This is a genomic window from Micromonospora sp. LOL_014, from assembly GCF_048060245.1.
Classification (GTDB): domain Bacteria; phylum Actinomycetota; class Actinomycetes; order Mycobacteriales; family Micromonosporaceae; genus Micromonospora_E.
On record NZ_JBHMIP010000021.1, the window covers coordinates 106,915 to 129,375 of the forward strand.

Genomic DNA, 22,461 nt, shown 5'->3' on the forward strand with positions numbered 1-22,461 from the left:
CACCGCAGGTTAGCGCTCCGCCTGGTGCGCGATGACCTCACGGGCCAGCTGCCGGTAGTTGCGGGCCCCAGACGAGGCCGGGTCAAGGCTGGTGATCGGCGCGCCGGCCACCGTCGACTCGGGGAACTTCACCGTCTTGGTGATGACCGTCTGGTAGACCTTGTCGCCGAACGCCTCGACCACCCGCTGCAGCACCTGCCGGCAGTGGGTGGTGCGGCTGTCGTACATCGTGGCGAGGATGCCTTCCAGCTCCAGGTCGAAGTTGAGCCGCTCGCGGACCTTGTCGATGGTGTCCAGCAGCAGCGCCACCCCGCGCAGGCTGAAGAACTCACACTCCAGGGGGATCAGCACACCGTGCGCCACGGTGAGCGCGTTGATCGCCAGCAGACCGAGCGAGGGCTGGCAGTCGATCAGAACGAAGTCGTACTCCTTGCGGATCGACTTGAGCACCCGGGCCAGGGCCATCTCCCGGGCGACCTCGTTGACCAGCTGGATCTCCGCGGCCGACAAATCGATGTTGGCCGGCAGCAGGTGCAGACCGGCGACGTCGGTCTTGATCAGCACGTCCTCGGCGGTGACGTCGTCCTGCATCAGCAGGTTGTAGACCGACAGATCAAGGTTGTGCGGGTTGACCCCGAGCCCGACCGACAACGCGCCCTGCGGGTCGAAGTCGACCAGCAGCACCCGGCGTCCGTACTCGGCCAACGCGGCACCGAGGTTGATCGTCGTGGTGGTCTTGCCGACGCCGCCCTTCTGGTTGGCCATCGCGATGATCCGCGCCGGGCCGTGCCGGTCGGTCGGCATCGGCTCGGGGATCGGCTTGCGCATGGTGTAGGCGGTCGGATCGGCGGGACCGAGCTCCGCGCTCAGATCGAGCCCCGCCTGTTGTTCGCGGAGCGTCGAGGTCCACGCCTCGGCACGGTCACCGTTGCCCGCCATGTCCTGTGCGCCCCCTCCCGACGACTGCTCGGCGCCGGAGCCGACCGGCGTCTGCAGCGGCGTCGCCGCTGCGGGGCCTTCGCCTGCCGCCGTACGAAAGCCGCGCCGTTGCCCGACTGTACGCCACCCGGCTGGGGTGCGGCGGACACCGGTCCGGCGTGTCGACCCGGCTTGCCCGGGTACGCCCGGCGGCCTCACCCGCACCCGCCCACGGATCAACCGTAGGCACGCGGAGCGGGTCAATGACGGGCCCGCGGATGGGAGGTGGCGTAGATTTCGCGGAGCCGGTCGACGGTCACCAGAGTGTAGACCTGGGTGGTGGTCACCGACGCGTGCCCGAGCAGTTCCTGGACCACCCGTACGTCCGCGCCGCCGTCGAGCAGATGGGTGGCGTACGAGTGCCGCAGGGTGTGCGGGGAAACAGGATGCGCCCCGCTCACCGGCAGCCCGGCGCGTGCTGCGGCGCGCCGCAGCACCGTCCACGCGCTCTGCCGGGACAGCTGCCCGCCCCGCGCGTTGAGGAAGACGGCCGGGCTGCCCCGGCCCGCCGCCGCGAGGGCCGGCCGCACCCGGGTCAGGTACGCCCGCAGCGCGTCGGCCGCGTACCCACCGACCGGGACCACCCGCTGCCGGCCGCCCTTGCCGCGGAGCAGGACCGCCCCGGTGGCCAGGTCGAGGTCGTCGACGGCGGCACCGACCGCCTCGGAGATCCGCGCCCCGGTGCCGTAGAGGAACTCCAGCAGTGCCCGGTCGCGTACGGCCAACGGCGGCACCGGACCGTCCACGGCCCCGGCGGCGGCCAGCAGCCGTTCGATCTGGTCGAGGTCGAGCGCCCGGGGCAGCCGACGCGGCGGGACGGCGGGACGGACATCGCGGCCGGCGTCGGAGTCGGCGTGTCCCTCCCGGACGGCGAACCGGTGCAGCCCGCGGATGGCGCTGGCGGCCCGGGCGGTGGACGCGGCCGACAGCGGCGGCTGCCCATCTGCGCCGGACCGCATCGCGGCGAGGTGCCCGGTGATCTGCGCCGACCCCACCTTGGCCAGCTCGTCGATCCCCAGGTTCGCCAGGGTGCCGAGGTATCGGTCCAGGTCGCGCCGGTACGACCGGAGGGTGTGCTGGGACAGCCCGCGTTCGACGGTCAGGTGATCCAGGTAGCTGCGGACCGCGTGCCGCAGCGCGGGGGCCGGCGGCACCGTCGGTGGCGGCGCGTCGCCGGTCAGCCCAGCACCTCGGCCAACGACCGGCTGCTCAGGCCGTGTGCCTCGGCCACCGGGCCGGAGGTGATCTCGCCGTCGTGGGTGTTCAGACCGGCGGCGAGAGCCCGATCGTGGCGCAGCGCGTCGCGCCAGCCCCGGTTGGCGAGTTCGAGGGCGTACGGCAGGGTGACGTTGGTCAACGCGTAGGTGCTGGTGTGCGGGACGGCGCCCGGCATGTTCGCCACGCAGTAGAAGACCGAGTCGTGGACCGGGTAGACGGGTTCGGCGTGGGTGGTGGGCCGGGAGTCCTCGAAACAGCCACCCTGGTCGATCGAGATGTCGACGAGCACACTGCCGGGCTTCATCCGGGACACCAGTTCGTTGGTGACGATCCTGGGTGCCTTCGCCCCGGGCACCAGGACCGCGCCGATCACCAGGTCCGCGTCGATCACCGCCCGTTCGACCTCGTAGGTGTTCGACGCGACCGTCTTCATCCGCCCCTGGTGGATCGCGTCCGCCTGACGCAGCTTGCTGATCTCCCGGTCGAGCAGCAGGACGTCGGCATGCATCCCGGCCGCGATCGCCGCCGCGTTCATCCCGGACACCCCGGCCCCGATGACCACCACCTTCGCCGGGTAGACGCCGGGGACCCCGCCCATCAGCACGCCGCGCCCGCCGCCGGGACGCATCAGGTGGTACGCGCCGACCTGCGCGGCCAGCCGACCGGCGACCTCGGACATCGGTGCGAGCAGCGGGAGGGACCGGTCGGCGTTTTCCACCGTCTCGTACGCGATTCCGGTGACCCGCTGCCGCAGCAGGGCGTCGGTGCACTCCCGCGACGCCGCAAGGTGCAGGTAGGTGAAGAGCACCTGGCCGGAACGCATCCGGTGGTGTTCCTCGGCGACCGGCTCCTTCACCTTGAGTACCAGGTCGGCGCTTGCCCAGACATCGTCGGCGCTCGGGGCGATACTCGCCCCGGCGGCGGCGAACTCGTCGTCGGTGATGGAGGACCCGACGCCGGCGCCAGTCTCCACCGTCACCTGGTGACCGGCCCGGGTGAACTCGTGCACCCCGGCCGGGGTGATCGCCACCCGGTACTCGTGGTTCTTGACCTCGCGGGGAATGCCAACCTTCACGTCGCCGTCACCTTTCCGCGGGCCACGCTGCCCGAACTTGTCTCCCGGCGAAGTCTAGATCCGGTCGACGGGTCCGACAGTCCGCACGTTGACAGTCGATGGCGGCGCGGCTTGACGGTGTGTCATCCCACGCAGCCACCGGCCAGCTGGCTACACAGAGCGAAGGTCCGAGACCACCAGGTAGCACCCGTTCACGGGTTTTCCCAGCATCCGGACTTTCGCTGCGACGACCTGGACCAAGGTCACTACATTGCCGCTTCATGACCTTTCCTCAGCATCCTGGCGCCGGTGGCGTCTCCGACAAAAGCAAGATCATCGCCGGGGTCCTCGGCATCCTGCTGGGCGGCTTCGGCGTCGGCCGGTTCTACACAGGCCATACCAAGATCGCCGTACTCCAGCTGGTCGTCAGCGTCGTCACCTGTGGCCTCGGTTCGCTCTGGGGCCTGATCGACGGGATTCTCGTCCTGGTCAACGGCGGCACCGACGCCCAGGGGCGGCCGCTGCGCGACTGACCACCCGATTGCTCGGCGACCCCGGCGGATCCGGCCGGTCGCCGAGCGGAGATTGCGACAAGCCGAACGGCGGTCGGGCGACATCCGCCCCGGCCGCCGTTCGGCGTACACCGGGTCAGCGCGCCGCGCCGCCGGGCGGGCGCGAGGCAGGTTCGGTGGCGGCGCGCAGCGCCGCCCACCCTGTCTGCCGGGCGCAGGCGGCAGCCAGCAGACCGGCCACCGCCGGACCGTTGGTGATCTCGCCGGCCAGCACCATCCGGACCGCCTCGTCGAGGTCGACGAGGCGGATCTGCAGCTCGGCCTCCTCGTCGTGGCGGTGGTGCCGGTCCTGCTCCGGCACCGGGGTAAGGTCCCGGGCGAGGAAGATCCGGACCGTCTCGTCCGAGAATCCCGGCGACGGGTGCACATCGACGAGCAGGTCGAGTCGACCGGCGGTCAGGTCGGCCTCCTCGACGAGCTCCCGGTGGGCGGTGGCGGGCAGTTCCTCCCCGGCGACGTCGATCAGGCCGGCGGGTAGCTCCCACAGTTGCCGGCCCACCGGGTGGCGGTACTGACGGATCAGCACCACTCGTCCGGCCTCGTCGAGCGCGACCACTGCGACCGCGCCGACGTGCCGTACGTAGTCGCGCCTGGCCACACCGCCGCCTGGCATCGTCACCTCGTCACTGACCACCGAGAAGACCGGGCCGGAGAACCGGTCGATCCGCGACAACACCTGGTAGACGTGACCACCCGAGCCGTCTTCGGCGTCCGGCTCATGCTCCCGCATCAGGCCCGGCCTCCGGGGGCCGGCACCAGATCCACCGGCAACTGGTCGGCCTCCGAATAGGTGATCACGGCACCGACGAAGGCGTGGAACAACGGATGCGGCCGGGTCGGGCGGCTCTTCAGCTCCGGATGGGCCTGGGTGGCCACGAAGAACGGGTGCTCAGCCCGGTCCAGCTCGACGAACTCAACCAGCCGGCCGTCCGGCGAGGTGCCCGAGATCCGCAACCCGGCTTTCTCCAACACCTCCCGGTACGCGTTGTTCACCTCGTAGCGGTGCCGGTGCCGCTCATTGACCTCGGTCGCCCCGTACGCCTGCGCGACGATCGAGCCCTCGGCCAGCAACGCCCGGTACCCACCCAGCCGCATCGTGCCGCCCATGTCCCCCTTGCCGGCGACGATCTGCTCTTGGTCGGCCATGGTCGCGATGATCGGGTGTTCGACCTCCTCGCCGAACTCGGCGGAGTTGGCACCGGCCAGACCGGCGCCGTTGCGGGCCACCTCGATCGTCATGCACTGCAAACCGAGGCAGAGCCCGAGCACCGGGACACCGTTCTCTCGCCCGTACCGAGCCGCGCCGATCTTGCCCTCGATGCCCCGCACCCCGAACCCGCCCGGAATCACGATCCCGTCGACCCCGCTGAGCGCGGCGGCGGCACCGTTCGGGCTGACACACTCGTCGCTGGGCACCCACCGGATCTGCACCCGCGCACGGTGCCCGAAACCCGCCGCCCGGATCGCCTCGGTCACCGAGAGGTACGCGTCCGGCAGGTCGACGTACTTGCCGACCAGCGCCACGGTCACGGTGTGTCGCGGATGGTGCACCCGCTCCAGCAGGTCGTCCCAACTGGTCCAGTCCACGTCCCGGAAGGACAGGCTCAGCCGGCGCACCACGTAGGCGTCGAGGCCCTCCCGGTGCAGCACCTTCGGGATGTCGTAGATGCTCGGCGCGTCGGGGGCGGCGATGACCGCCTCCCGGTCCACGTCACAGTAGAGCGACAGCTTGTGCTTCAACTTGTCCGGGATCTCCCGGTCGGAGCGGCACACAATCGCGTCCGGCTGGATACCGATGCTGCGCAGCGCGGCGACCGAGTGCTGCGTCGGCTTGGTCTTGAGCTCGCCGGACGGCACCAGATAGGGAACCAGCGACACGTGCAGGTAGAAGCAGCGGTCCCGGCCGACATCGTGGCGGACCTGGCGGATCGCCTCCAGGAACGGCAACGACTCGATGTCTCCGACGGTGCCGCCCACCTCGGTGATCACCACGTCCGGGATCAGCCCGTGCTCGTCGGGCTCCCCCATCGCCCGGATCCTGGCCTTGATCTCGTTGGTGATGTGCGGAATCACCTGCACCGTGTCGCCGAGGTACTCGCCCCGGCGTTCCTTGGCGATGACCTCGGAGTAGATCTGACCGGTGGTCACGTTGGCCTTGCAGGACAGGTCACGGTCGAGGAACCGCTCGTAGTGCCCCACGTCGAGATCGGTCTCGGCGCCGTCGTCGGTGACGAACACCTCACCGTGCTGGAAGGGGTTCATCGTGCCGGGGTCGACGTTGAGGTACGGGTCGAGCTTCTGCATCACCACCCGGAGTCCGCGGGCGTTGAGCAGGTTGCCCAGGCTGGATGCGGTCAACCCCTTGCCGAGTGAGGACGCGACGCCCCCGGTGACGAAAATGTGCCGTACCGTCTGTGTCGAAGGGGCCAAGGCGTGCTCCCGTGGGTCGTCTGACTGGTCGTGCAGACCGGCGCGTCACTGATGAAGCTGCTGGCGCGATCCACGGGACTCCACGGTAACACCTGCCGAAACAGCGGACTCGCTGACCTCGTCGGGTGCCTTCGCCGGGGTCTGCTCGGCCGAGCCCGGCGGGCCGGTCGACGGTCTGGTCCGGTCCGCCGAGTGCCCGAGCACCCGCAACGCCACCAGCGCGGCCAGCGGCACGGTCACCGCCGCCGCCGCACCAGCCACGTCCAGCGCCGAACCCGCGAGTCCGCCGCCGATCACCGACGACACAGCGATGCCGGCCATCGCCGCCCGCACCGCCGGGTAGATGCCGAACAGCCGTTTCAGCCCGCCCCACGGCTGCAGCAGGGCGAACCACACGAGTACTGCGGCGACCAGCGCCAGTACCGTCAACGGGCTGCTCAACAGGGCCGACATGTTGGCCGCCGAGGAACGGTGCAGGGTCAGACCGCCGGTGCCGTCGGCCAGTGCGGTGAAGAACCGTCCCAGGCTGCCCCGTTCGGTCTCCGGCCGCTGCAGATCGAGTAGTGCGAAGCCGGCGGTCACCAGCAGACCCGCGATCGTCGCCCACGCCACTTTGGGCACGCTCAGCCACCCACCGGTGCTGATCGCCGCCGTGATCGCCACCCCGGCGGTCAACGCGATCGCTCCTACCGGGTCGGCACCCAGGTAGGGGCTGCCGACCAGGATCACCGCTGCACCACCGATGGTGACCACCACCGTCACCCGCCAGCTACGCCGGACCCGCTGGGCCAGGCAACCGGCGGCCAGCAGGGTGCCGGCGATCAGCACTCCCAGCCCCACTGTGCCGAGCCCGGCGTAGCGACCGCCTTCAGAGGCGGAGTACCCGGTGACGCCGTTGAGCTGCAGCCGGGCCCCGGTCAGCACGTCGGCGGCGACGACCGCCGCCGCGATCATGGCGACCAGCGTCATCGGGGCGAGCGTGTGCCGGTAGGAACGGCTGAACCGGACCGCCGCCGTCGCGGCGGCGACCGCCAGCAGCGTGGTCACGGCCAACGCAGGGCCGGGCTGGCCACTGCGCCACCAGGGCACCACCTCGGCCAGCAACGCCGCCGGGATGACGAGCGCGGCCGCGATCAGCAGCACCTCCATGACGGCGTCGACCCGTCGGGTGACCGGGTCCGGGCCGGGCCGCCCAGCGGTGCGTCGCACCCGGCGCAGCAACGGTACGACGGCCACGGCGAGGACCGTATGGAACCCGGCGAGCAGGCCGAAGAACCAGACCGCGGCGCGTCGCTGGGCGCGGGCCTCCCGGTCGGCGTCGGCCGGGTACGCGATCGCCGTCGCGAGGTCCTCCGGCCGGCCGGGTACCGAACTCGCCGGCTGGCCGATGAACAGCCCGTCGGGTTGGTCCCGGTCGAGCACGTGCAGCGCGGTCGGCGCCAGGTCCACCAGCTGCAGGTAGCCGTCCCGGCCGGTGGTCGGCGACGTCATCCAGCCGGCGTCCCAGCCGGGGCCGTCGGCGATCGCGACGTGCAGCCGGGCCGGTGCGCTGGTGTCGGCCAGCCCGGCGACCAGCACGAGTGAACGCTGCGGGCGGGCCGCCAGGACCCGCGCCAGCGTCGCGTCGGCCTGCCGGGCGGCGGCGGCCCGTTCGATCGGGTCGGAACCGGCGACCACTCCGGCGGCGACCACGCTCAGCACGCAGGAGGCGAGCAGGTCCGCCGGGTCCTGCGGGAGTTCCGGCTCGTAGCGGTCGACCCGGCCGAACGGCCGGGCGGCGGTCAGCGCGGCACCCGGTCCGACAGCCACCGTGCACCGCACCGACTCGGCCAACGCGCCGGGCACCGCGCCCCAGGCGAGACGTTCCTGGTTGAGGCGTACGGTCGCGGGCTGCGAGGTCAGGTAGCCGCCGATGCCGTCGGGTTGCTCGACGGCGATCTGCGCCGGCGGGCAGGTGCCGTCGCCGGTGGTGCCGTCGTACGCCGCGTAGTTGCCGGCGCCGAGGGTGACCCAGCCGTCGGCCGGACAGGTCGGGCGCTGCGCGGATCGCACCGAAAGTGAGGCGATCGAGCCCTGCTCCGCCAGCCGCCACAGCGTCGGCGTCGTCCGCCGGTCGATGTCGTCCCAGCGCAGGCCCGGAACTCCGACGATCACCACGTAGTCGGCGCTGCGGCCGGAGGTGCCCACTGCCGGCCGGCCGGCCAGTGCCGCCACGCCAGCGGCCAGCAGCACCGACATCAGCAGCAGCGGCACGACCCGGTGACGCATCAGCCGATCCCGTCCACGGGTCGTTCGTCGCGGTCGGTCGGCCCGTTGCGGCGGCCCGACACCGACTGACCGCCGGCTACCTTCCGCACGCCGGTGACGCCCCGCCCGTCGGTCAACTCCCGGTAGACGGCGCGGACCAGGTCGAGACTGTCCGCGTCGGTCGGCCAGCCGGCGGCCTGCCGGGGTCCACGATCGGCCAGGTCGGCCCGCTGCTGATGGTCGCTCAGCAGCTCGCGCACAGCGCCGTCCAGTGCGGCCAGGTCGCCGGGCGGAATCAACCGGCAGGCGTCTCCGACCAGTTCGGGCAACCCGCCGACCGCGGTCGCCACCAGTGGTACGCCGGCCCGCAACGCCTCCTGGGCGAACAGCTGTCGAGCCTCCCAGTCGCTGCTGACGACCGCCAGGTCGGCACCGAGTAGCAGGTCGGCCACGTCATGACGGTGGCCGAGCAGGGTGACCGGTGCCCGTACCGCCGAGATCTGCGCCGCCAGGGACAGGTAGCTGGGCCCGGTTCCGGCGATCACCACCTGCGCCGGTGGGGTCAGTTCGCGCCACCCGGCGGCGGCGTCGACCAGCAGGTCGTAGCGCTTCTGCGGGTGCAGCCGGCCGACCGAGAGCACCAGGGGTCGATGGGCGCCGACACCGAACTCCGCGCGAACCGCGGCACGGCTGCGCCTCGGCGCGGGTAACTCCGGCGCCGCCACCGGGCCGAGCCGGGCATCGGACGCGCCGAGTTCCAACGCCCGCTCGACAAGGTCGGCGGAGGCGCCGAGGGTCACCTGGGCGACCCGCGCCACCCGCCGCTCGACCAGCCGCGCGAGCTGCCCCCGCAGTCCACCGGCGAGAATGCTGTTGTGCCAGGTCACCACGATCGGCGCGGACGGTCGGGCGAGCGCCGCGACGAATCCGGCGCGTAGTCCGTGCGCGTGCACGACGTCGGCCCCGTCGGCGAGGACGCGGCGGAGCGCGGTCACCGCGCGGACGTCGGCCAGGGTCGGGTTGGCCGGGATCTCCACCGGGACGAACCGGGCACCGGACGCGGTGAACCGGAACTGCTGTTCGACAGCGAGCGGACCGCACACGGTCACCCGCGCCCCGCCCGACACAAGGCCGCGGCTCAGGGATGCGACGTGCTGGCCGATACCGCCCGTGCTGGAGCCGATCAGCAGCAGGACCGCCCCCCTCCAGCGGTCGTCCGTCGGATCACTCACCGCGACTCCGTCCCCTTCCCGTCCCGTCGCCGGCCGGCCGCCAGCCGCCAGGTCCGGCGCACCGCACCAACAACCATCGGCCGCAGATCGTGGCGGTCCGCAGGCAGGGCCACCGCGAGAAAGACCGCCAACCCGGTCGCCCCGGACAGCATGCCCTGCAGCAGCACGCCGGGCACGGTCGGGGTGGTCGGCCCCGGCCCGGTCAGGTACGCCACGCCGGCGCCCGCAGCCGCCGCGGCGGCACTGGCTACCAGACCAGTCGCCGTCGCACGGCCGAGCCCGGTCAGCACCGCGCCACCGCCGACCCGGCGGAGCGCCGCGACCAGCAGCAGCCCCATCACCAACATGCCGAGCGCGTTGGCCAGCGCCAAGGCGGGGACCCGGTCACGGTCCGGCAGCACCAGCGACAGCACCGGCGCGGCGACCAGCACGCAGCTCCAGCCGCCGGCCACCGCTGCGGCGGCAGGCGCCGGACGGCCGGCCGCGTACAGCGCCCTGGAGCCGATCGCGAAGATGCCGTAGCCGATCAGGCCCGGAGCGAAGCCGGCGATGCCGGCGGCCAGCGTCCCGGCCTGCCCGGCCGGGACCAGAAAGGCCGCAGCCGGAAGGCAGACCGAGACCAGGACGGCCGCGCCGAGACAGCAGAGCAGGACCACGCCGCGTACGGCCGGACCGAGGTTTGATCGGTACCCGGCGATGTCCCCGTGGCTGTGGGCTGCGGCCAGGGTCGGGTACGCCGCAGTCGCCAACGGCACCGCGAGCACCGACCAGGGCAGCAGGAACACCGTCTGGGCCAGCGTGAACAGCACGACGCTGCCCTGCGGCGCGCCACCGGCGAAGCAGAGCCAGACCGCGACCAGTATGGCGAGCTGCTGCGCGCCGACAGTGACCGCGCCGGCCGCCGCCAGCCCGCCGACCGCATCGCGGGCCGCGCCAACGAACCGTAGGCCGGGTCGTAGCCGCAGACCCAGCGGGCGCAGCGGCACGAACAGGCACAGCGACAGCACGGCCACTCCGCCGGTGGTACCAGCGGCCAGCAGCAGTTGGCCTGACGCGCCCACCCCGGGCAGGTCGGCCAGCCGTCCCTCGGTGGCGGCGAAGGTCAGGTAGGTGCCGATCACCGTGACGCTGGACAGCAGCGGGGCGATCACCGGCCAGGCGAACCGGTGGTGCGCCTGCAGCACTCCGGTGAGCACCACGGCGATCCCGTACAGGGGAAGTTGCGGGGCGAACAGCCGCAGCATCAGGGTGCCGGCGTCGATCTGCGCAGGACCGGCGTCGGCGTCAAGCAGCCGCACGATCGGCCCGGCCGCGAACGCGAGCAGCACCGCGAGCGGGATCAGCAGGGCCAGCGTCCAGGTGAGCAGCGCCGACGTGGTCGCGGACACGCCGCTACGGTCGCCGGCGGCCACCGCACCGGCGAGCAGCGGCACCACGAGGCTGGCCAGCGCTCCCCCGGCGACGATCTCGAAGATGATGTTGGGGATCGTGTTGGCGGCGAGGTAGATGTCGCCCAGCGCGGTCGGCCCCACCGACCAGGCGAAGACGGCGGTACGGCCGACCCCGGCCAGCCGGCTCGCCACGGTGAGCACCGCGATCAGCGCCGCGGCACCGGCGACCCGGGTGCCGACCGCCGAGTTGGTCATTGCCGCGTCCTGGTCAGGGTGTCCGGCGGCCGAGGGCGTCGAGCTCACGCAGGCCGGGGGTGCGCGCGATCACCTGGGTAAAGCTGACCCGCTCGCTCGCTGCGGTGAGCCCGGCGAGCACGGCGAGCACGGCCGCGCGTCCGGCCGGCCCGGTACGCTGCGCGACAGCTACCCCGAGCAGGGCACCCAGCGCGTTGGCACCGCAGTCGCCGAGCATCACCTGCTCGTCGAGATCGTCGCGGAGCAGTCCGAGCACCGCGCCGCTGGTCCCCGCAGCGGTGCCCGCCGTCGGGCCGGCCAGCAACGGGGCGGCGATCAGCAGCCCGGCCTTGGCCGCCCGCCCGGGACGCAGGTCCAACAGATTGACCAGGTTGGCGGTGCCGGCGATGACGCCGGCGCCGAGCAGCATGTCGGCCGCCCGGGTGACCGGTCGGCGGGCGGTGTCCCGACGGTCCGCGGCGAGCAGCGCGGCCGCGGCGGTGGCGGCGGCGCCGACCCCCACGATCTTGACCAGCCCACTGGTCACCCGGCCGGACCGCAGCGCCGAGAGATGCCCGGCGAAGCCCTTGTCCGCCCGCTGCTCCGGTCGGGCGCCGACGATGTCGTCGTAGAGCCCGACCGCTCCGGCACCGGCACCGGCGACCAGCGCCGCTGCGGCGGCAGGCGGGCTCGCGGCCCCGAACGCGGCGGCGGTCGACGCGGCCGTAGCGAGCGCCGGGCCGCCGGCGAGGCTCACCGAACGGCCCCGGAAGTTGGTGCGCTCCAATCCGCTACCTGGTGCGACCCGCTTGGCGGTTCGCAGTGCGACGCGGGCGGCGACGGCACCGGCGGCACCGAGCAGCAACAGGCCCAGCGGGTGACGATTCGGCATCAGGGGTTCACTCCGTCGACAGGGTGCTATTCAGGACGTTTCGGCATCAACGACGTGGCACCCGCGCCGAGCCCGTAATGCCCGGCCTGATCGAGGGTGAACTGCTCGGCCACGGCGAGCGCCGTCACCGACTGGCCGGCGGTCGTGTTGCCGTTGTCGACGGTCGAGATCGACTGGGTCAGCGTAGGGTCGTTGCGGACCGCGGAGATCAGGTTCCCGTCGCTGGAGCCGGTCCCGGCCACCACGACCTGGCTGACCCGGTCGAACTGCACCACCATGGTGACCACCGCGGCGTCCTTCTTGGCGGCGTCCCGGTCGACGTACGGCTGCCCACTGACCACGACGACCGCCTCAGCAGGTCCGGTGACCTCATGTTCGACGGTGATGTAGCCGGCGTCGCCGTACGCGTCGAGCAGCGCAGCCAGGTCCGCCGGTTCGACTGCCGGCGGCTCCTCTCGGTCGACCAACGCGCTGGCCAGCAGCGCGCTGGAGGTCTCCACCCCGTCGCTGTTACCGGGCAGTCCGGCGGTGGGGATGGTGGGCCGGGCCGCCGCCGTAGCGAGCGCCAGCAACTCCACGCTGTTGTCCGGGTTGACGAACTTGTCCTGCACGTCGATCCGACCGGTCAACGTCGCTCCGGCGAGGTCGAGCGCGGCCATCACGCCTTCGGCATGGTCCCGGCCGCTGGGCAGACAGACCACCAGCAGCCGGCGACCGGCGAGCTTGTCGGCGAGCAGGATCGGCGCGGCCTCGGCGACGAAGTCCTCCTCACGGTTGACCTCCTCGCGCAGCGAGTTGACGGTCTCCCGCAACTGCGTGTTGTCCTTGCGGAGCGCATTCACGTTGTCGCTCAGAGAATCGGCAACCGGGCCGTTCAGCGCAGCGGTGCCGACCACGAGGCCGATCGCCAGGGCGAGGAACACCGCGGTGAGCGACACCACGTGGTAACGGAAGTTGATCACACTTGCCGCCTTCTCCGATCCGTCTGCGCTGACCAGTAGTTTCGTCCGCGCTAGAAGAGCTGACCCACCTGGAAGACGAAATTGTCCCACCACTCGGATGCGACCCCGAGATAGGCCTTACCGACCGTGGAAACCGCCACGGCGGACGCCATGGCGGCGATTGCGGAGAGCACCAGCAGCAGCAACGACGAGCCGGAAATGCTCTGCCGGTACAGCCGGCTCACCCCTTTGGCATCGACCAGCTTACCGCCGACCTTCAACCGGGTCAGAAAGGTGGAGGCCATCCCGCCCCGCCCCTTGTCGAGGAACTCGACCAGCGTGGCGTGGGTACCGACCGCGACGATCAACGACGCGCCCTTCTCGTCGGCGAGCAGCATGGCGAGATCCTCACTGGTCGCCGCCGCTGGGAAGGTCAACGCCTCCACCCCGAGTTCACGGACCCGGTCCATGCCCGGCGCCCGGCCATCGCGGTAGGCGTGGACGACCACCTCGGCGCCGCAGCGCAGCACGTCGTCGGTGACCGAATCCATGTCCCCGATAATCATGTCGGGGGTGTAGCCGGCCTCGACCAGTGCGTCCGCTCCCCCGTCCACACCAATCAGCACCGGCTTGAACTCCCGGATGTACGGCCGCAGCACGTCCAGGTCTGCCTTGTAGTCGTAACCCCGGACCACGATCAGGCAGTGCCGGCGGGCGATCCTGGTCTCTATGTCCGGTACCCCGACCCCGTCCAGCAGCAGGTCCCGTTCCTGTTTGAGGTACTCCATCGTGTTGGCGGCGAACGCCTCCAACTGGACCGAGAGTCCTTCCCTGGCCTCGGCCATCGCCTTGGCGACCGAATCCGCGTCCTGGCGTACCCCGGACGCCACCCGGTCGTCGCCGACGAAGACCTCGGCGCCGTCGACCCGTACCGTGTCGCCCTCGCGAATCTTCTCGAACGCGTCCTCACCAAGGCCGTCGACCAGGGGGATACCCGCCTGGATCAGCACCTCCGGACCGAGGTTCGGGTACCGGCCGGAGACCGACGGTTTGGCGTTGAGGACCGCAGCCACGCCGACGGCGACCAACGAGTCGGCCGCGACCCGATCCAGGTCCACGTGGTCAATGACCGCGATGTCACCTGACCGGAGCCGACCGGCAAGACGCTTCGTCCGGCGGTCGAGCCGAGCCGTGCCGGAGATCGTTCCGGGCTCGGGATTACGAGCTCGGCGCAAGGTGGGTAGACGCATCCCTACCATCCTGGCATGTTGGGCGGTGAACACCGACACGACATGCCCGCTGTGCCATTGCCGGCAGGTCAGACACACCGGGCCGACTCCGGCAGGTCAACCCCGTCGATCGCGGGCGGCGACCGCGAGCAGCTCCTCCGCGTGCGCGATACCCAGATCCGAGTCGGGTAGCCCGGCGAGCATCCGGGCGAGTTCCCGCGCCCGGTCGGTGTCCTCGACCACCCGCACGCCGCTGGTCGTCACCGCTCCCCCGGTGTCCTTCGCCACCACCAGATGCCGGTCGGCGAACGCCGCCACCTGCGGCAGGTGCGTCACCACCAGCACCTGATGGCTACGGGCAAGCCGGGCAAGCCGACGACCGATCTCCACCGCGGCCTGCCCACCCACTCCGGCGTCGACCTCGTCGAACACCAACGTCGGCGGGCCGCCGGCTCCGGCGAACACCACCTCGATGGCGAGCATCACCCGGGAGAGCTCGCCGCCGCTGGCACCCCGCTGCAACGGCAGTGGCGGCGCGCCCGGATGCGCCAGCAACCGCAGCTCGACCTCGTCGGCACCGTCCGGGCCGACGCCGGCGTCGACACAGTCGACGGTCAGCGTCGGTTCGCCCCGGCCCGCCGGCCGGACGAGCACCGCGACCTCGATCCGGGCGTGCGGCATGGCCAGCCCGGCCAGCTCCACGCTCACCAGCTCGGCGAAACGCGCCGCCGCCTGCCGACGGGCCGCCGACACCCGGGCCGCCAGCTCCGCCACCTCGTCGGCCAGCCGGGCACGTTCCCGGTCCAGCTCGTCCAGCAGCTCGTCGGAGGTGTCCAACTCGGCCAGCCGGGACCGGGCCCGCTCCGCCCAGCTGATCACCCCGTCCACGTCGTCGGCGTACTTGCGGGTCAGCCCGCGCAGCGCCATCCGCCGCTCGTAGACCACCTGCAGACGCTGTGGGTCGGCGTCCAGCGCGGCGAGGTACCCGGAAAGCTCCGCCGCCACGTCGCCGACCAACGTCGCCGCCTCGGTCACCCGGGCCGCCAGTTCACCGAGCGTCGGGTCCACGCCGGCCTGTGCCTCCAGCGACCGGCGGGCGGTGCCGAGCAGACCGGTCGCGTCCGGCGTGTCGTCGGCCGGTTCGGTGCCGCCGGCGAGAGCGAGGGCGGCGAGCTGGGCGGCGGTACGCAGCCCTTCGGCGTGCTCCAACCGTTGCGCCTCGGCCTTGAGCGCGGCTTCCTCGCCCGGCTGCGGATCGACCCGGGTAATCTCGTCGAGACCCAGCCGGAGCAGGTCCGCCTCCTGGTTGCGCTCGCGGGCGTTGCGCCGCCGGTCTGCCAGATCGTCGCTGACCTGGCGCCACCGACCGTACGTCTCCCGCATGGCCGCGAGCAGCTTGTCGTGGTCGGCCCCGGCGAACCGGTCCAGCGACGCGCGCTGCTCAGCCGGGCGCAGCAGCCGCAACTGGTCGGACTGCCCGTGCACGGCGACCGCCTGGGCACCGATCTCGCTCAGCACCGACACCGGCATGCCGCGGCCGCCGACGTGCGCCCGGGACCGTCCTTCGGCGGTCACCGTACGGCTGAGCAGCAGAACATCGTCCTCGTCAGGCTCGCCTCCGGCGTCTGCGACCCGCTCACGCACCACGGCTCCACTGGCACCGACCAGCCGCAGCCGGCCCTCGACGACCGCCCGGCCAGGATCCGCTCGGACCCGCCCGGCGTCGGCCCGGCCACCGAGCAGCAGCCCTAGCCCGGTCACCACCATCGTCTTGCCTGCCCCGGTTTCACCGGTGATCACGTTCATGCCGCCGGTCAACGGCAGCGTGGTGTCCTCGATGACGCCCAGCCCGGTGATGCGCAGCTCTTCCAGCACAGCCACCGACAGTAGTAGCGGGCCGCGACGTTGACTACCCGGGGCGGTCAGCGCCGGTTACCCCGCCAACCGTTGACCGGCAAATCGAACTTGGCGACCAGACGGTCACTGAACGGGCGCGGATGCAGCCGGACTACCCGCACCGGCAGGTCGCCCCGTTGGACCGTCACCCGCGCACCGGGCGGCAGGTCGTAGACCCGCCGGCCGTCGCAGCACAGCACCGCGAACGTGGTGTACGGGTCGACGGTGATGACGAAGGTGGAACTCGGCGCGGTCACCAGCGGCCGGCTGAACAGCGCGTGCGCGCTGATCGGCACCAGCAGCAGCGCCTCGACCTCGGGCCACACCACCGGACCGCCGGCCGAGAACGCATACGCGGTCGATCCGGTCGGCGTAGCGCAGACCACCCCGTCCGCGCCGTAGCGCGACAACGGTCGGCCGTCCACGTCGACCATCAGCTCCAGCATCTGGGCGCGCTGCCCCTTTTCGACACTGATCTCGTTCAGCGCCCACGAGTCGATGGTGACGCCGTACTCCAGCTCGGCCCGCACGTCCAGGGTCAACCGTTCATCCACTGTGTAGTCACGGGCCACCACCTGCCGGACCGCCCGGTCCAGATCACCGATCTCGGCCTCGGCAAGGAACCCGACCTTGCCGAGGTTGATCCCGAGCAGCGGGGCCTTCGCCGGACGGGCCAGCTCCGCGGCGCGCAGGAAGGTACCGTCACCGCCGAGCGCGAACACGATCTCCACCCCGTCGGCAGCCGCCGGACCACCGACCGGCTGCACCCCGGGCAGATCCAGATCGTCGGCCTCCTCGGCGACCACCCGTACCTCGAAACCCGCCTCGATCAGATCGGCGGCGACGGTCCGGGCATGGTCAGTGCTGCGCCGCCGACCGGTGTGGGTGACCAGCAGCGCCGCTCTGGCACCGCGGGGGGCCATCGGCGCCCCGCCGGTCGGGACTGTCGCGTTCACCGCGCTCCACCTTCTTCCGTGGCCGGACCGGCGTCGACGATAGCCCGCACCCGGAGCGGGTCGACGGGCGGCGCGTCGGCCCGGAACCAGACGAAGAACTCGACGTTGCCCCGCGGGCCGGGTAGTGGACTGGCGACCACCGCCGACACGCCGAAGCCAAGCTGGGCACCGGCCTGCGCGACAGCGAGCACCGCCTCGGCGCGCAACTGCGGATCGCGCACCACGCCACCGGAACCGACCCGCTCCCGGCCGACCTCGAACTGTGGCTTGACCATCAGCAACAGATCGCCGTCCGGCTCGGTGCAGGCGACCAACGAGGGAAGGACCAGCCGCAGCGAGATGAACGACAGATCCGCCACGGTCAACCCGACCGGGCCGTCGATCCGGTCGGCAGTGAGGGTACGGACGTTGGTCCGTTCGTGGACGCGTACCCGTGGATCGCCCCGCAGCGACCAGGCCAGCTGTCCGTAGCCGACGTCCACCGCGACCACCTCGGCCGCGCCACGCCGCAGCAGCACGTCGGTGAAGCCGCCGGTCGAGGCCCCGGCGTCCAGGCAACGCCGACCGGCGACCGCGACTTCGGTGCCGGCCAGGGCGCCGGTCAGCTTGTGCGCACCCCGGGAGACGTACCCGTCCACCGGGTTCCCGCCGAGGAGCCGGACTGCCTCCGCCGGATCGACCATCGCGGCGGCCTTGGCGGCGGCGACGCCGCGCACTTCCACCCGCCCGGCCGCGATCAACTCGGCGGCCTGTTCACGGGACCGCGCGAGTCCGCGGCGGACCAGCTCCACATCGAGGCGGTTACGGCGTGCCATGCGACTCCGGGGAGGATCTCGGCCGGTCAGGCCTGGTCGATGGTGGCGAGAGCTTCCTGCAGGGTGCCGTGCGCCGCTTCGTACTGAACGATCTGGTCGGCCGGCGGCAGACCAGCGGCGTTACGGACCGCCTCGATGGCCGCGTCGACCGCCGGGTGCCCGGTCCGGGTAACGGTACTGCCGGCGGAAACGTCCGTACCGTCGACTGCGCCGTCCACCGCCGCGGTGCCCGACGCGGCGGCCGCGCCGGGCGGGGTCGGCGAGACCTGGTTACCGGGTGGGGGCCCCGGCACCGGGCCGGTCACTGCCCACCCACCGAGCCGTCGACGGATCTGCGGCCCACCGTCTTGCTGGCCGGGGCCTTCTTGGCGACGGCCTTCTTCGCCACTGCCTTCTTCGCGACCGTGTTCTTCGCCGCGGCTTTCTTGGCCGGCGGCGGAATCGCCGCCTCGGCCGTGGCGGCGGCCGCCCGGCTCCGGGTCCGCTCCATGTCGGCCTCCAGCCGATCCATCCGGTCCCGCAGCGCCACGACCTCCTCGGCCTTGACCAGGCCCACTGCGCCGAGCGCCCGGTCCACCTCCGCCCGCACCAGCCGGGTGAGTGACTCACGGTTCGCAGTGCCGGCCGACAGCAGGTCCTCCGCCACCGCCTGCAGCTGGGCGGCGGTCGCCCCGCCCTTGCCGACCAACGACCGCGCAGTCTGCTCGGCCTTCTTCCGGGACGCCTCGGTCACGCCGAGGGCCAGTTCCAGGTACGCCCGCCAGGCGTCACGCATGGTCCGACTCCTTCACCGCGGAGAATGTTCGGTTGACACGCTACCGGGACGCGACGCCGCAGTGCGGTACGGTGCCTGTGCTGAACACCGGTGGTGCGACCACCGGTCGCGGTGCCCGGCCGGGCACCGCGATCCGCCGCGAAGCCCGGGAGGTGCGATTGTGGCCAGCGTCGACGAATGTCGGCAGGCGCTGCGGGAGCTCGCCACCCGGCTCGAGGGCAACGCCGACCAGGTACGCGAACGAGTCAACCTGGACCGTACGCTCGCCTGCCGGATCACCGATCTCGGCGCCGCGTTCCACGGACGGCTGACCGACGGTCGTCTCGTCGACCTCGCCGACGGGGACGACCCGAAGGCCAAGATCGCCATGAACATCGGCAGTGACGACCTGCTCGCGCTGGTCCGCGGCGACCTCGACGTAGGTCGCGCGTTGGCGGCCCGACGGCTGTCGGTCAGCGCCAGCCCGTTCGACCTGCTGAAGCTCCGGAAGCTGCTGTGAGCCAACCCGCTCCGTGGCCAGGTCCGCGTCCGCCGGCCCGGCTCGCCCGGCGACCCGGTACCCGGTCAGCGTAGGCTGCGGCCCGGCGTCGAACCACCCCAGCACGTCGGGTCACGCCAGCGCCAGGACACGCAGCGCAGACTCGGCTGCGGCGGACTCACATCGCACCTCGGTCACCGGGTCTCCCTGCCATGCGTGCTGGCAGAGCACCCGCAGCGCCTGCACGCTGTCACCGCCGGTGCCGTCGAGGACGAGCACCGCCGAGCCGTCGCGGTGCACCTGCCACCCGGCACCATCCGTCGGCCCGTCGTCGATCGGTCGGGCGTCGTCGGTCGCGAACAGTCCGGCGAGGTCCGCCGCCAAGTACGTCGGCCGGCGTGCCGGCGGGGCGGCCAGCAGTTCCCGAGCGTCGCTGATCCCGGTCAGCACGAGCAGACTCGCCATGCCGGCGCGGTTCGCCCCTTCGATGTCGGTATCCAGCCGGTCACCGACCACCAGCGGCCGACCGGCACCGGCACGTCGAGCGGTACTGACGAACAAACCCGGTTCCGGTTTGCCGACGACCTGGTCCGGCTCCCGGTTCAGCGCCGTGCGCAGCGCGGCGACCAGCGAGCCGTTACCGGGCAGCGGTCCCCGGGCACTGGGCAGGGTCCGGTCGGTGTTCGTCGCCACCCAGTCGGCTCCGCCCCGGATCGCCACCGATGCCTCCGCCAGATCGGCCCACCCAATCCCAGGGCCGTACCCCTGAACCACCACCGCGGGCTTGTCATCGGCCGACGCGACCAGCGCCAGCCCGGCCTCGGTGAGCTCGTCACGCAGCGCGTCCGCGCCCACGACCAGCGCCTTGACACCTGGACCGTACTGCTGTGCCAGCAGCGCGGCGGTCGCACCGGCCGACGTCACCACCTCGTCGGCAGTGGCCGGCACCCCCATGTCACGGAGCAGCTTGGCGACGTCGGCCGAACGCCGGGAGGCATTGTTCGTCGCGTACGCGACCGGCAGGCCGGCCTGCCGCAGCCGATTCACCGCCTCGACCGCCCCGGGGATGGGCCGGTCGATCAGGTAGATCACCCCGTCGAGATCAAATATCACCAGGTCGTATGCGGCGGACAGCCCGCAGCGGACAGCGGTAGCGTCGTAGGTTCGGGTCATCGGGGCCGGTCTTCTTCCGCGCCTCGGTGAGGTGAGCCGCCGGGGTGTGACGTGGCGGTCGGCTCGTCGTCGATTTCGTCGTCCGTCTCGTCCTCGGTCAGCAGCACGCCGTCGATTTTCAGAAGGCGCTCGGTCGCGTCAGTTGCCGCCTCCTCGTCGGCCTCGGCCGCCCGGGCGAACCATTCCCGAGCCTCGTCCTTACGCCCAGCGCTGAGCAGCGCGTCGGCGTACGCGTAACGGAGCCGGCAGACCCAGGGCTCGGCGGACTCCACGGTCAACTCCCGGACCTGCAGCATCGCCACCGCTGCGGCCGGCTGCCCCAGGTCGCCACGCGCACCTGCGGCGACCAGCAACAGCTCGATGGCGGCGGCGGGGTCCAGGCCGGCGCGATCCGCGCCACGGTAGATGTCGATCGCCCGCTCCGGCCGGCCGAGGGCGCGTTCGCAGTCGGCCAGTACGGCGAGGTGCGTCTGACGTCCGGTCATCCGGTGATAGGTCCGGAGTTCGGCGACGGCGGTCTGCCACTGCCCGGCCCGGTACGCGGCCAAGCCGACAGCTTCCCGTACCGCCGCGATGCGGGCGGCGAGCCGACGTGCCGCCAAGGCGTGGGCGAGCGCCGTCTCCGGCTCCTCGTCGAGCAGCTGGCCGGTGGCGACGAGGTGCCGGGCCACCGTGTCGGCCACCGGCCGGGCCAGTCCGAGCAGTTCGGCCCGGATCTCGGTGTGCAGGTCGGTGGCGAGGATATCGTCGGACAACACCGGCGGCGGCGTACGTTCGGCCACGCGGTCGGCACCGTCCTCGTCGCGCCGACGGTACGGCGCGGCGGAGGCATCCGCGGAACGGTCCGACGATGCCCGTCGGAAGGGCCGGTCGGTCGGACCGTCCGTACGCCTGCGGAACTGCCCCGGCGCGCCGTCGGCACGGGACCGGGCGGCGTCACCGGAGTGCGGGCGCCGATCCTCGGACCGAGGACTTCTCCGGTCGGCCGGTCGGCCGGTGGTCGGAAAGCTGCCCGACCGGCGATCACCGTGGGAACGGTCGCGCCGATCTTCTCCCTGCCCGGTACGTCGGTCACCACCCCGCTGCTCGAGGCGCCGGTCCTCCCGTCCCCGCCCGGCATCGAACCGACGCTCACCGTCAGCACGCTGGGCGCGAGGTCCCCCAGTCGGAAATCCGCCACGGTCGGGCCGGCGCTCGCCACCGTCCCCACCCGTGGTCCGGCGGTCGCCGCGGAAGCCTCGGTCCTCGCGGGGTTCACTGCGGCGGCCGTCGTCGGACCAGCTCCTACGCCCCCCGCGGGAACCGCCGCTTCTGTCCCCCGCAGCGCCACCGGGTTCCCCTCGGCCGCCCCGGCGGTCGTCGTCACGGCGGCGGGCCGGCTCCCAGTCGCCGCGTCGGTCCCGGTGTGGCCGTGATGCGCTGTCGTCGCGCCGACGGAACCCGGACGGCTCTCGGCCTGCGCCGGACTCGTCACGGCGCACGTAGCCACGGTCACGACCACCGGCCCTGCGGTCGTCGGGCTGTCGGCGGTCACGGTCCCAACCGCCTCGGCGGCGGTCACCGTCATTACCGGTGGCACCACCTCGGCGTGCACCGCCGGTGAACGGTTGCCGGCGGTCGGAACGAAACCGCTCCGCACCGCCCTCACCACCGCGCCGCCCGGTGTCGTGGTCGTCCCGGCGCGGCGTCCGGTCGCCACGGTCGTCCCGGCTGCGGCGGTAGCCGCGGCTGAAGCCGCCGGAACGACCGGGTTGTTCGTCGGCGCGGCGAGGTCGGTCGCCATCCTGCCCAGTTGGGTTCACGACTCCATCCTCCCTGATGCCGCCCAACCGAAGTACGGCGGGCAGACACAGTTGAGGGCCGCTCCCCGCAGGGAGCGGCCCTCAACTGTAAAGATGTCCGGCGGTGACCTACTCTCCCACACCCTCACGAGTGCAGTACCATCGGCGC

19 protein-coding genes and 2 pseudogenes are annotated in these 22,461 nt (G+C 72.2%); 3 read left to right on the forward strand and 18 right to left on the reverse strand.

Annotation, left to right across the window (positions count from 1 at the left end):
- Positions 1 to 9: 9 nt before the first annotated feature.
- From ACFHW1_RS19140 to ald, 3 genes are all read right to left on the reverse strand, one after another.
- The gene (locus tag ACFHW1_RS19140; RefSeq protein ID WP_416555057.1) at positions 10 to 939 is read right to left on the reverse strand and encodes a ParA family protein; all 930 of its coding nucleotides are present in this window, start codon (positions 937 to 939) and stop codon (positions 10 to 12) included.
- A gap of 239 nt (positions 940 to 1,178) precedes the next feature.
- A complete protein-coding gene (locus ACFHW1_RS19145; RefSeq protein WP_416568301.1) occupies positions 1,179 to 2,159 on the reverse strand; it encodes a site-specific tyrosine recombinase XerD in 981 nt (326 codons plus the stop codon).
- Positions 2,156 to 3,271 carry an alanine dehydrogenase gene (gene ald / locus ACFHW1_RS19150; protein WP_416555055.1) on the reverse strand — a complete coding sequence of 372 codons (1,116 nt, stop codon included), beginning with the start codon at positions 3,269 to 3,271 and terminating at the stop codon, positions 2,156 to 2,158. Before ald ends, ACFHW1_RS19145 begins: the two co-directional genes overlap by 4 nt.
- A gap of 221 nt (positions 3,272 to 3,492) precedes the next feature.
- On the opposite strand from ald, the gene ACFHW1_RS19155 reads away from it, so the two are divergent.
- Positions 3,493 to 3,783, forward strand: a complete 291-nt coding sequence (locus ACFHW1_RS19155; protein ID WP_416555212.1) for a TM2 domain-containing protein — start codon at positions 3,493 to 3,495, stop codon at positions 3,781 to 3,783.
- 115 nt (positions 3,784 to 3,898) lie between these two features.
- Here the strand turns inward: ACFHW1_RS19155 and ACFHW1_RS19160 are convergent, their stop codons facing one another.
- From ACFHW1_RS19160 to ACFHW1_RS19220, 13 genes and pseudogenes are all read right to left on the reverse strand, one after another.
- Complete coding sequence (locus tag ACFHW1_RS19160) at positions 3,899 to 4,552, reverse strand: NUDIX domain-containing protein (protein WP_416555053.1); 654 nt, start codon at positions 4,550 to 4,552, stop codon at positions 3,899 to 3,901.
- On the reverse strand, positions 4,552 to 6,252 hold the full coding sequence (locus ACFHW1_RS19165) for a CTP synthase (protein ID WP_416555051.1): 1,701 nt from the start codon (positions 6,250 to 6,252) through the stop codon (positions 4,552 to 4,554). The genes ACFHW1_RS19160 and ACFHW1_RS19165 overlap by 1 nt, the downstream gene beginning before the upstream one ends.
- A 150-nt stretch (positions 6,253 to 6,402) precedes the next feature.
- Positions 6,403 to 8,520, reverse strand: a pseudogene (locus ACFHW1_RS19170) (hypothetical protein); the annotation flags it as partial.
- On the reverse strand, positions 8,520 to 9,731 hold the full coding sequence (locus ACFHW1_RS19175) for a glycosyltransferase family 4 protein (protein WP_416555049.1): 1,212 nt from the start codon (positions 9,729 to 9,731) through the stop codon (positions 8,520 to 8,522). The gene ACFHW1_RS19175 and the pseudogene ACFHW1_RS19170, both read right to left, overlap by 1 nt.
- Positions 9,728 to 11,377 (reverse strand): murein biosynthesis integral membrane protein MurJ, encoded by a 1,650-nt coding sequence (gene murJ, locus ACFHW1_RS19180; RefSeq protein WP_416555047.1) that lies wholly within the window; start codon positions 11,375 to 11,377, stop codon positions 9,728 to 9,730. The genes ACFHW1_RS19175 and murJ overlap by 4 nt, the downstream gene beginning before the upstream one ends.
- Before the next feature lie 13 nt (positions 11,378 to 11,390).
- Positions 11,391 to 12,248, reverse strand: coding sequence for a hypothetical protein (locus ACFHW1_RS19185; protein WP_416555045.1), 858 nt, complete (start codon positions 12,246 to 12,248; stop codon positions 11,391 to 11,393).
- 26 nt (positions 12,249 to 12,274) lie between these two features.
- Positions 12,275 to 13,210: a copper transporter gene (locus ACFHW1_RS19190; RefSeq protein WP_416555043.1), complete on the reverse strand. Its 936-nt coding sequence runs from the start codon at positions 13,208 to 13,210 to the stop codon at positions 12,275 to 12,277.
- A gap of 50 nt (positions 13,211 to 13,260) precedes the next feature.
- Positions 13,261 to 14,439, reverse strand: a complete 1,179-nt coding sequence (gene steA / locus ACFHW1_RS19195; RefSeq protein ID WP_416555041.1) for a putative cytokinetic ring protein SteA — start codon at positions 14,437 to 14,439, stop codon at positions 13,261 to 13,263.
- A gap of 96 nt (positions 14,440 to 14,535) precedes the next feature.
- Positions 14,536 to 16,293: a DNA repair protein RecN gene (recN, locus tag ACFHW1_RS19200; protein ID WP_416615877.1), complete on the reverse strand. Its 1,758-nt coding sequence runs from the start codon at positions 16,291 to 16,293 to the stop codon at positions 14,536 to 14,538.
- Between the two features lie 47 nt (positions 16,294 to 16,340).
- Positions 16,341 to 17,237: an NAD kinase gene (locus tag ACFHW1_RS19205; protein ID WP_278174477.1), complete on the reverse strand. Its 897-nt coding sequence runs from the start codon at positions 17,235 to 17,237 to the stop codon at positions 16,341 to 16,343.
- Between the two features lie 29 nt (positions 17,238 to 17,266).
- Positions 17,267 to 18,085 carry a TlyA family RNA methyltransferase gene (locus ACFHW1_RS19210; RefSeq protein ID WP_416568274.1) on the reverse strand — a complete coding sequence of 273 codons (819 nt, stop codon included), beginning with the start codon at positions 18,083 to 18,085 and terminating at the stop codon, positions 17,267 to 17,269.
- Between the two features lie 26 nt (positions 18,086 to 18,111).
- Positions 18,112 to 18,390: a hypothetical protein gene (locus ACFHW1_RS19215; RefSeq protein ID WP_416555037.1), complete on the reverse strand. Its 279-nt coding sequence runs from the start codon at positions 18,388 to 18,390 to the stop codon at positions 18,112 to 18,114.
- Positions 18,387 to 18,860: a phasin family protein gene (locus ACFHW1_RS19220; RefSeq protein WP_416555035.1), complete on the reverse strand. Its 474-nt coding sequence runs from the start codon at positions 18,858 to 18,860 to the stop codon at positions 18,387 to 18,389. Before ACFHW1_RS19220 ends, ACFHW1_RS19215 begins: the two co-directional genes overlap by 4 nt.
- A 160-nt stretch (positions 18,861 to 19,020) precedes the next feature.
- Between ACFHW1_RS19220 and ACFHW1_RS19225 the strand changes: the two genes are divergently transcribed.
- Positions 19,021 to 19,359 (forward strand): SCP2 sterol-binding domain-containing protein, encoded by a 339-nt coding sequence (locus ACFHW1_RS19225; RefSeq protein ID WP_278168800.1) that lies wholly within the window; start codon positions 19,021 to 19,023, stop codon positions 19,357 to 19,359.
- A 111-nt stretch (positions 19,360 to 19,470) separates the two neighbouring features.
- On the opposite strand, the gene ACFHW1_RS19230 is transcribed toward ACFHW1_RS19225, so the two are convergent.
- Positions 19,471 to 20,511, reverse strand: a complete 1,041-nt coding sequence (locus ACFHW1_RS19230; RefSeq protein WP_416555033.1) for an HAD-IIA family hydrolase — start codon at positions 20,509 to 20,511, stop codon at positions 19,471 to 19,473.
- A gap of 2 nt (positions 20,512 to 20,513) precedes the next feature.
- Positions 20,514 to 21,182 (reverse strand): annotated as a pseudogene (locus ACFHW1_RS19235) (Replicase polyprotein 1ab); the annotation flags it as partial.
- 357 nt (positions 21,183 to 21,539) lie between these two features.
- Here ACFHW1_RS19235 and ACFHW1_RS19240 point away from each other — a divergent pair.
- Positions 21,540 to 21,926 carry a hypothetical protein gene (locus ACFHW1_RS19240; protein WP_416615871.1) on the forward strand — a complete coding sequence of 129 codons (387 nt, stop codon included), beginning with the start codon at positions 21,540 to 21,542 and terminating at the stop codon, positions 21,924 to 21,926.
- Positions 21,927 to 22,461: the final 535 nt, after the last annotated feature.

Coding starts and splice junctions, on each gene's coding strand:
- ACFHW1_RS19140 (WP_416555057.1), bottom strand. CDS start 939: ATGGCGGGCAACGGTGACCGTGCCGAGGCGTGGACCTCGACGCTCCGC.
- ACFHW1_RS19160 (WP_416555053.1), bottom strand. CDS start 4,552: ATGCGGGAGCATGAGCCGGACGCCGAAGACGGCTCGGGTGGTCACGTC.
- murJ (WP_416555047.1), bottom strand. CDS start 11,377: ATGACCAACTCGGCGGTCGGCACCCGGGTCGCCGGTGCCGCGGCGCTG.
- ACFHW1_RS19185 (WP_416555045.1), bottom strand. CDS start 12,248: ATGCCGAATCGTCACCCGCTGGGCCTGTTGCTGCTCGGTGCCGCCGGT.
- steA (WP_416555041.1), bottom strand. CDS start 14,439: ATGCGTCTACCCACCTTGCGCCGAGCTCGTAATCCCGAGCCCGGAACG.
- ACFHW1_RS19205 (WP_278174477.1), bottom strand. CDS start 17,237: ATGGCCCCCCGCGGTGCCAGAGCGGCGCTGCTGGTCACCCACACCGGT.
- ACFHW1_RS19210 (WP_416568274.1), bottom strand. CDS start 18,085: ATGGCACGCCGTAACCGCCTCGATGTGGAGCTGGTCCGCCGCGGACTC.
- ACFHW1_RS19220 (WP_416555035.1), bottom strand. CDS start 18,860: ATGCGTGACGCCTGGCGGGCGTACCTGGAACTGGCCCTCGGCGTGACC.
- ACFHW1_RS19230 (WP_416555033.1), bottom strand. CDS start 20,511: ATGACCCGAACCTACGACGCTACCGCTGTCCGCTGCGGGCTGTCCGCC.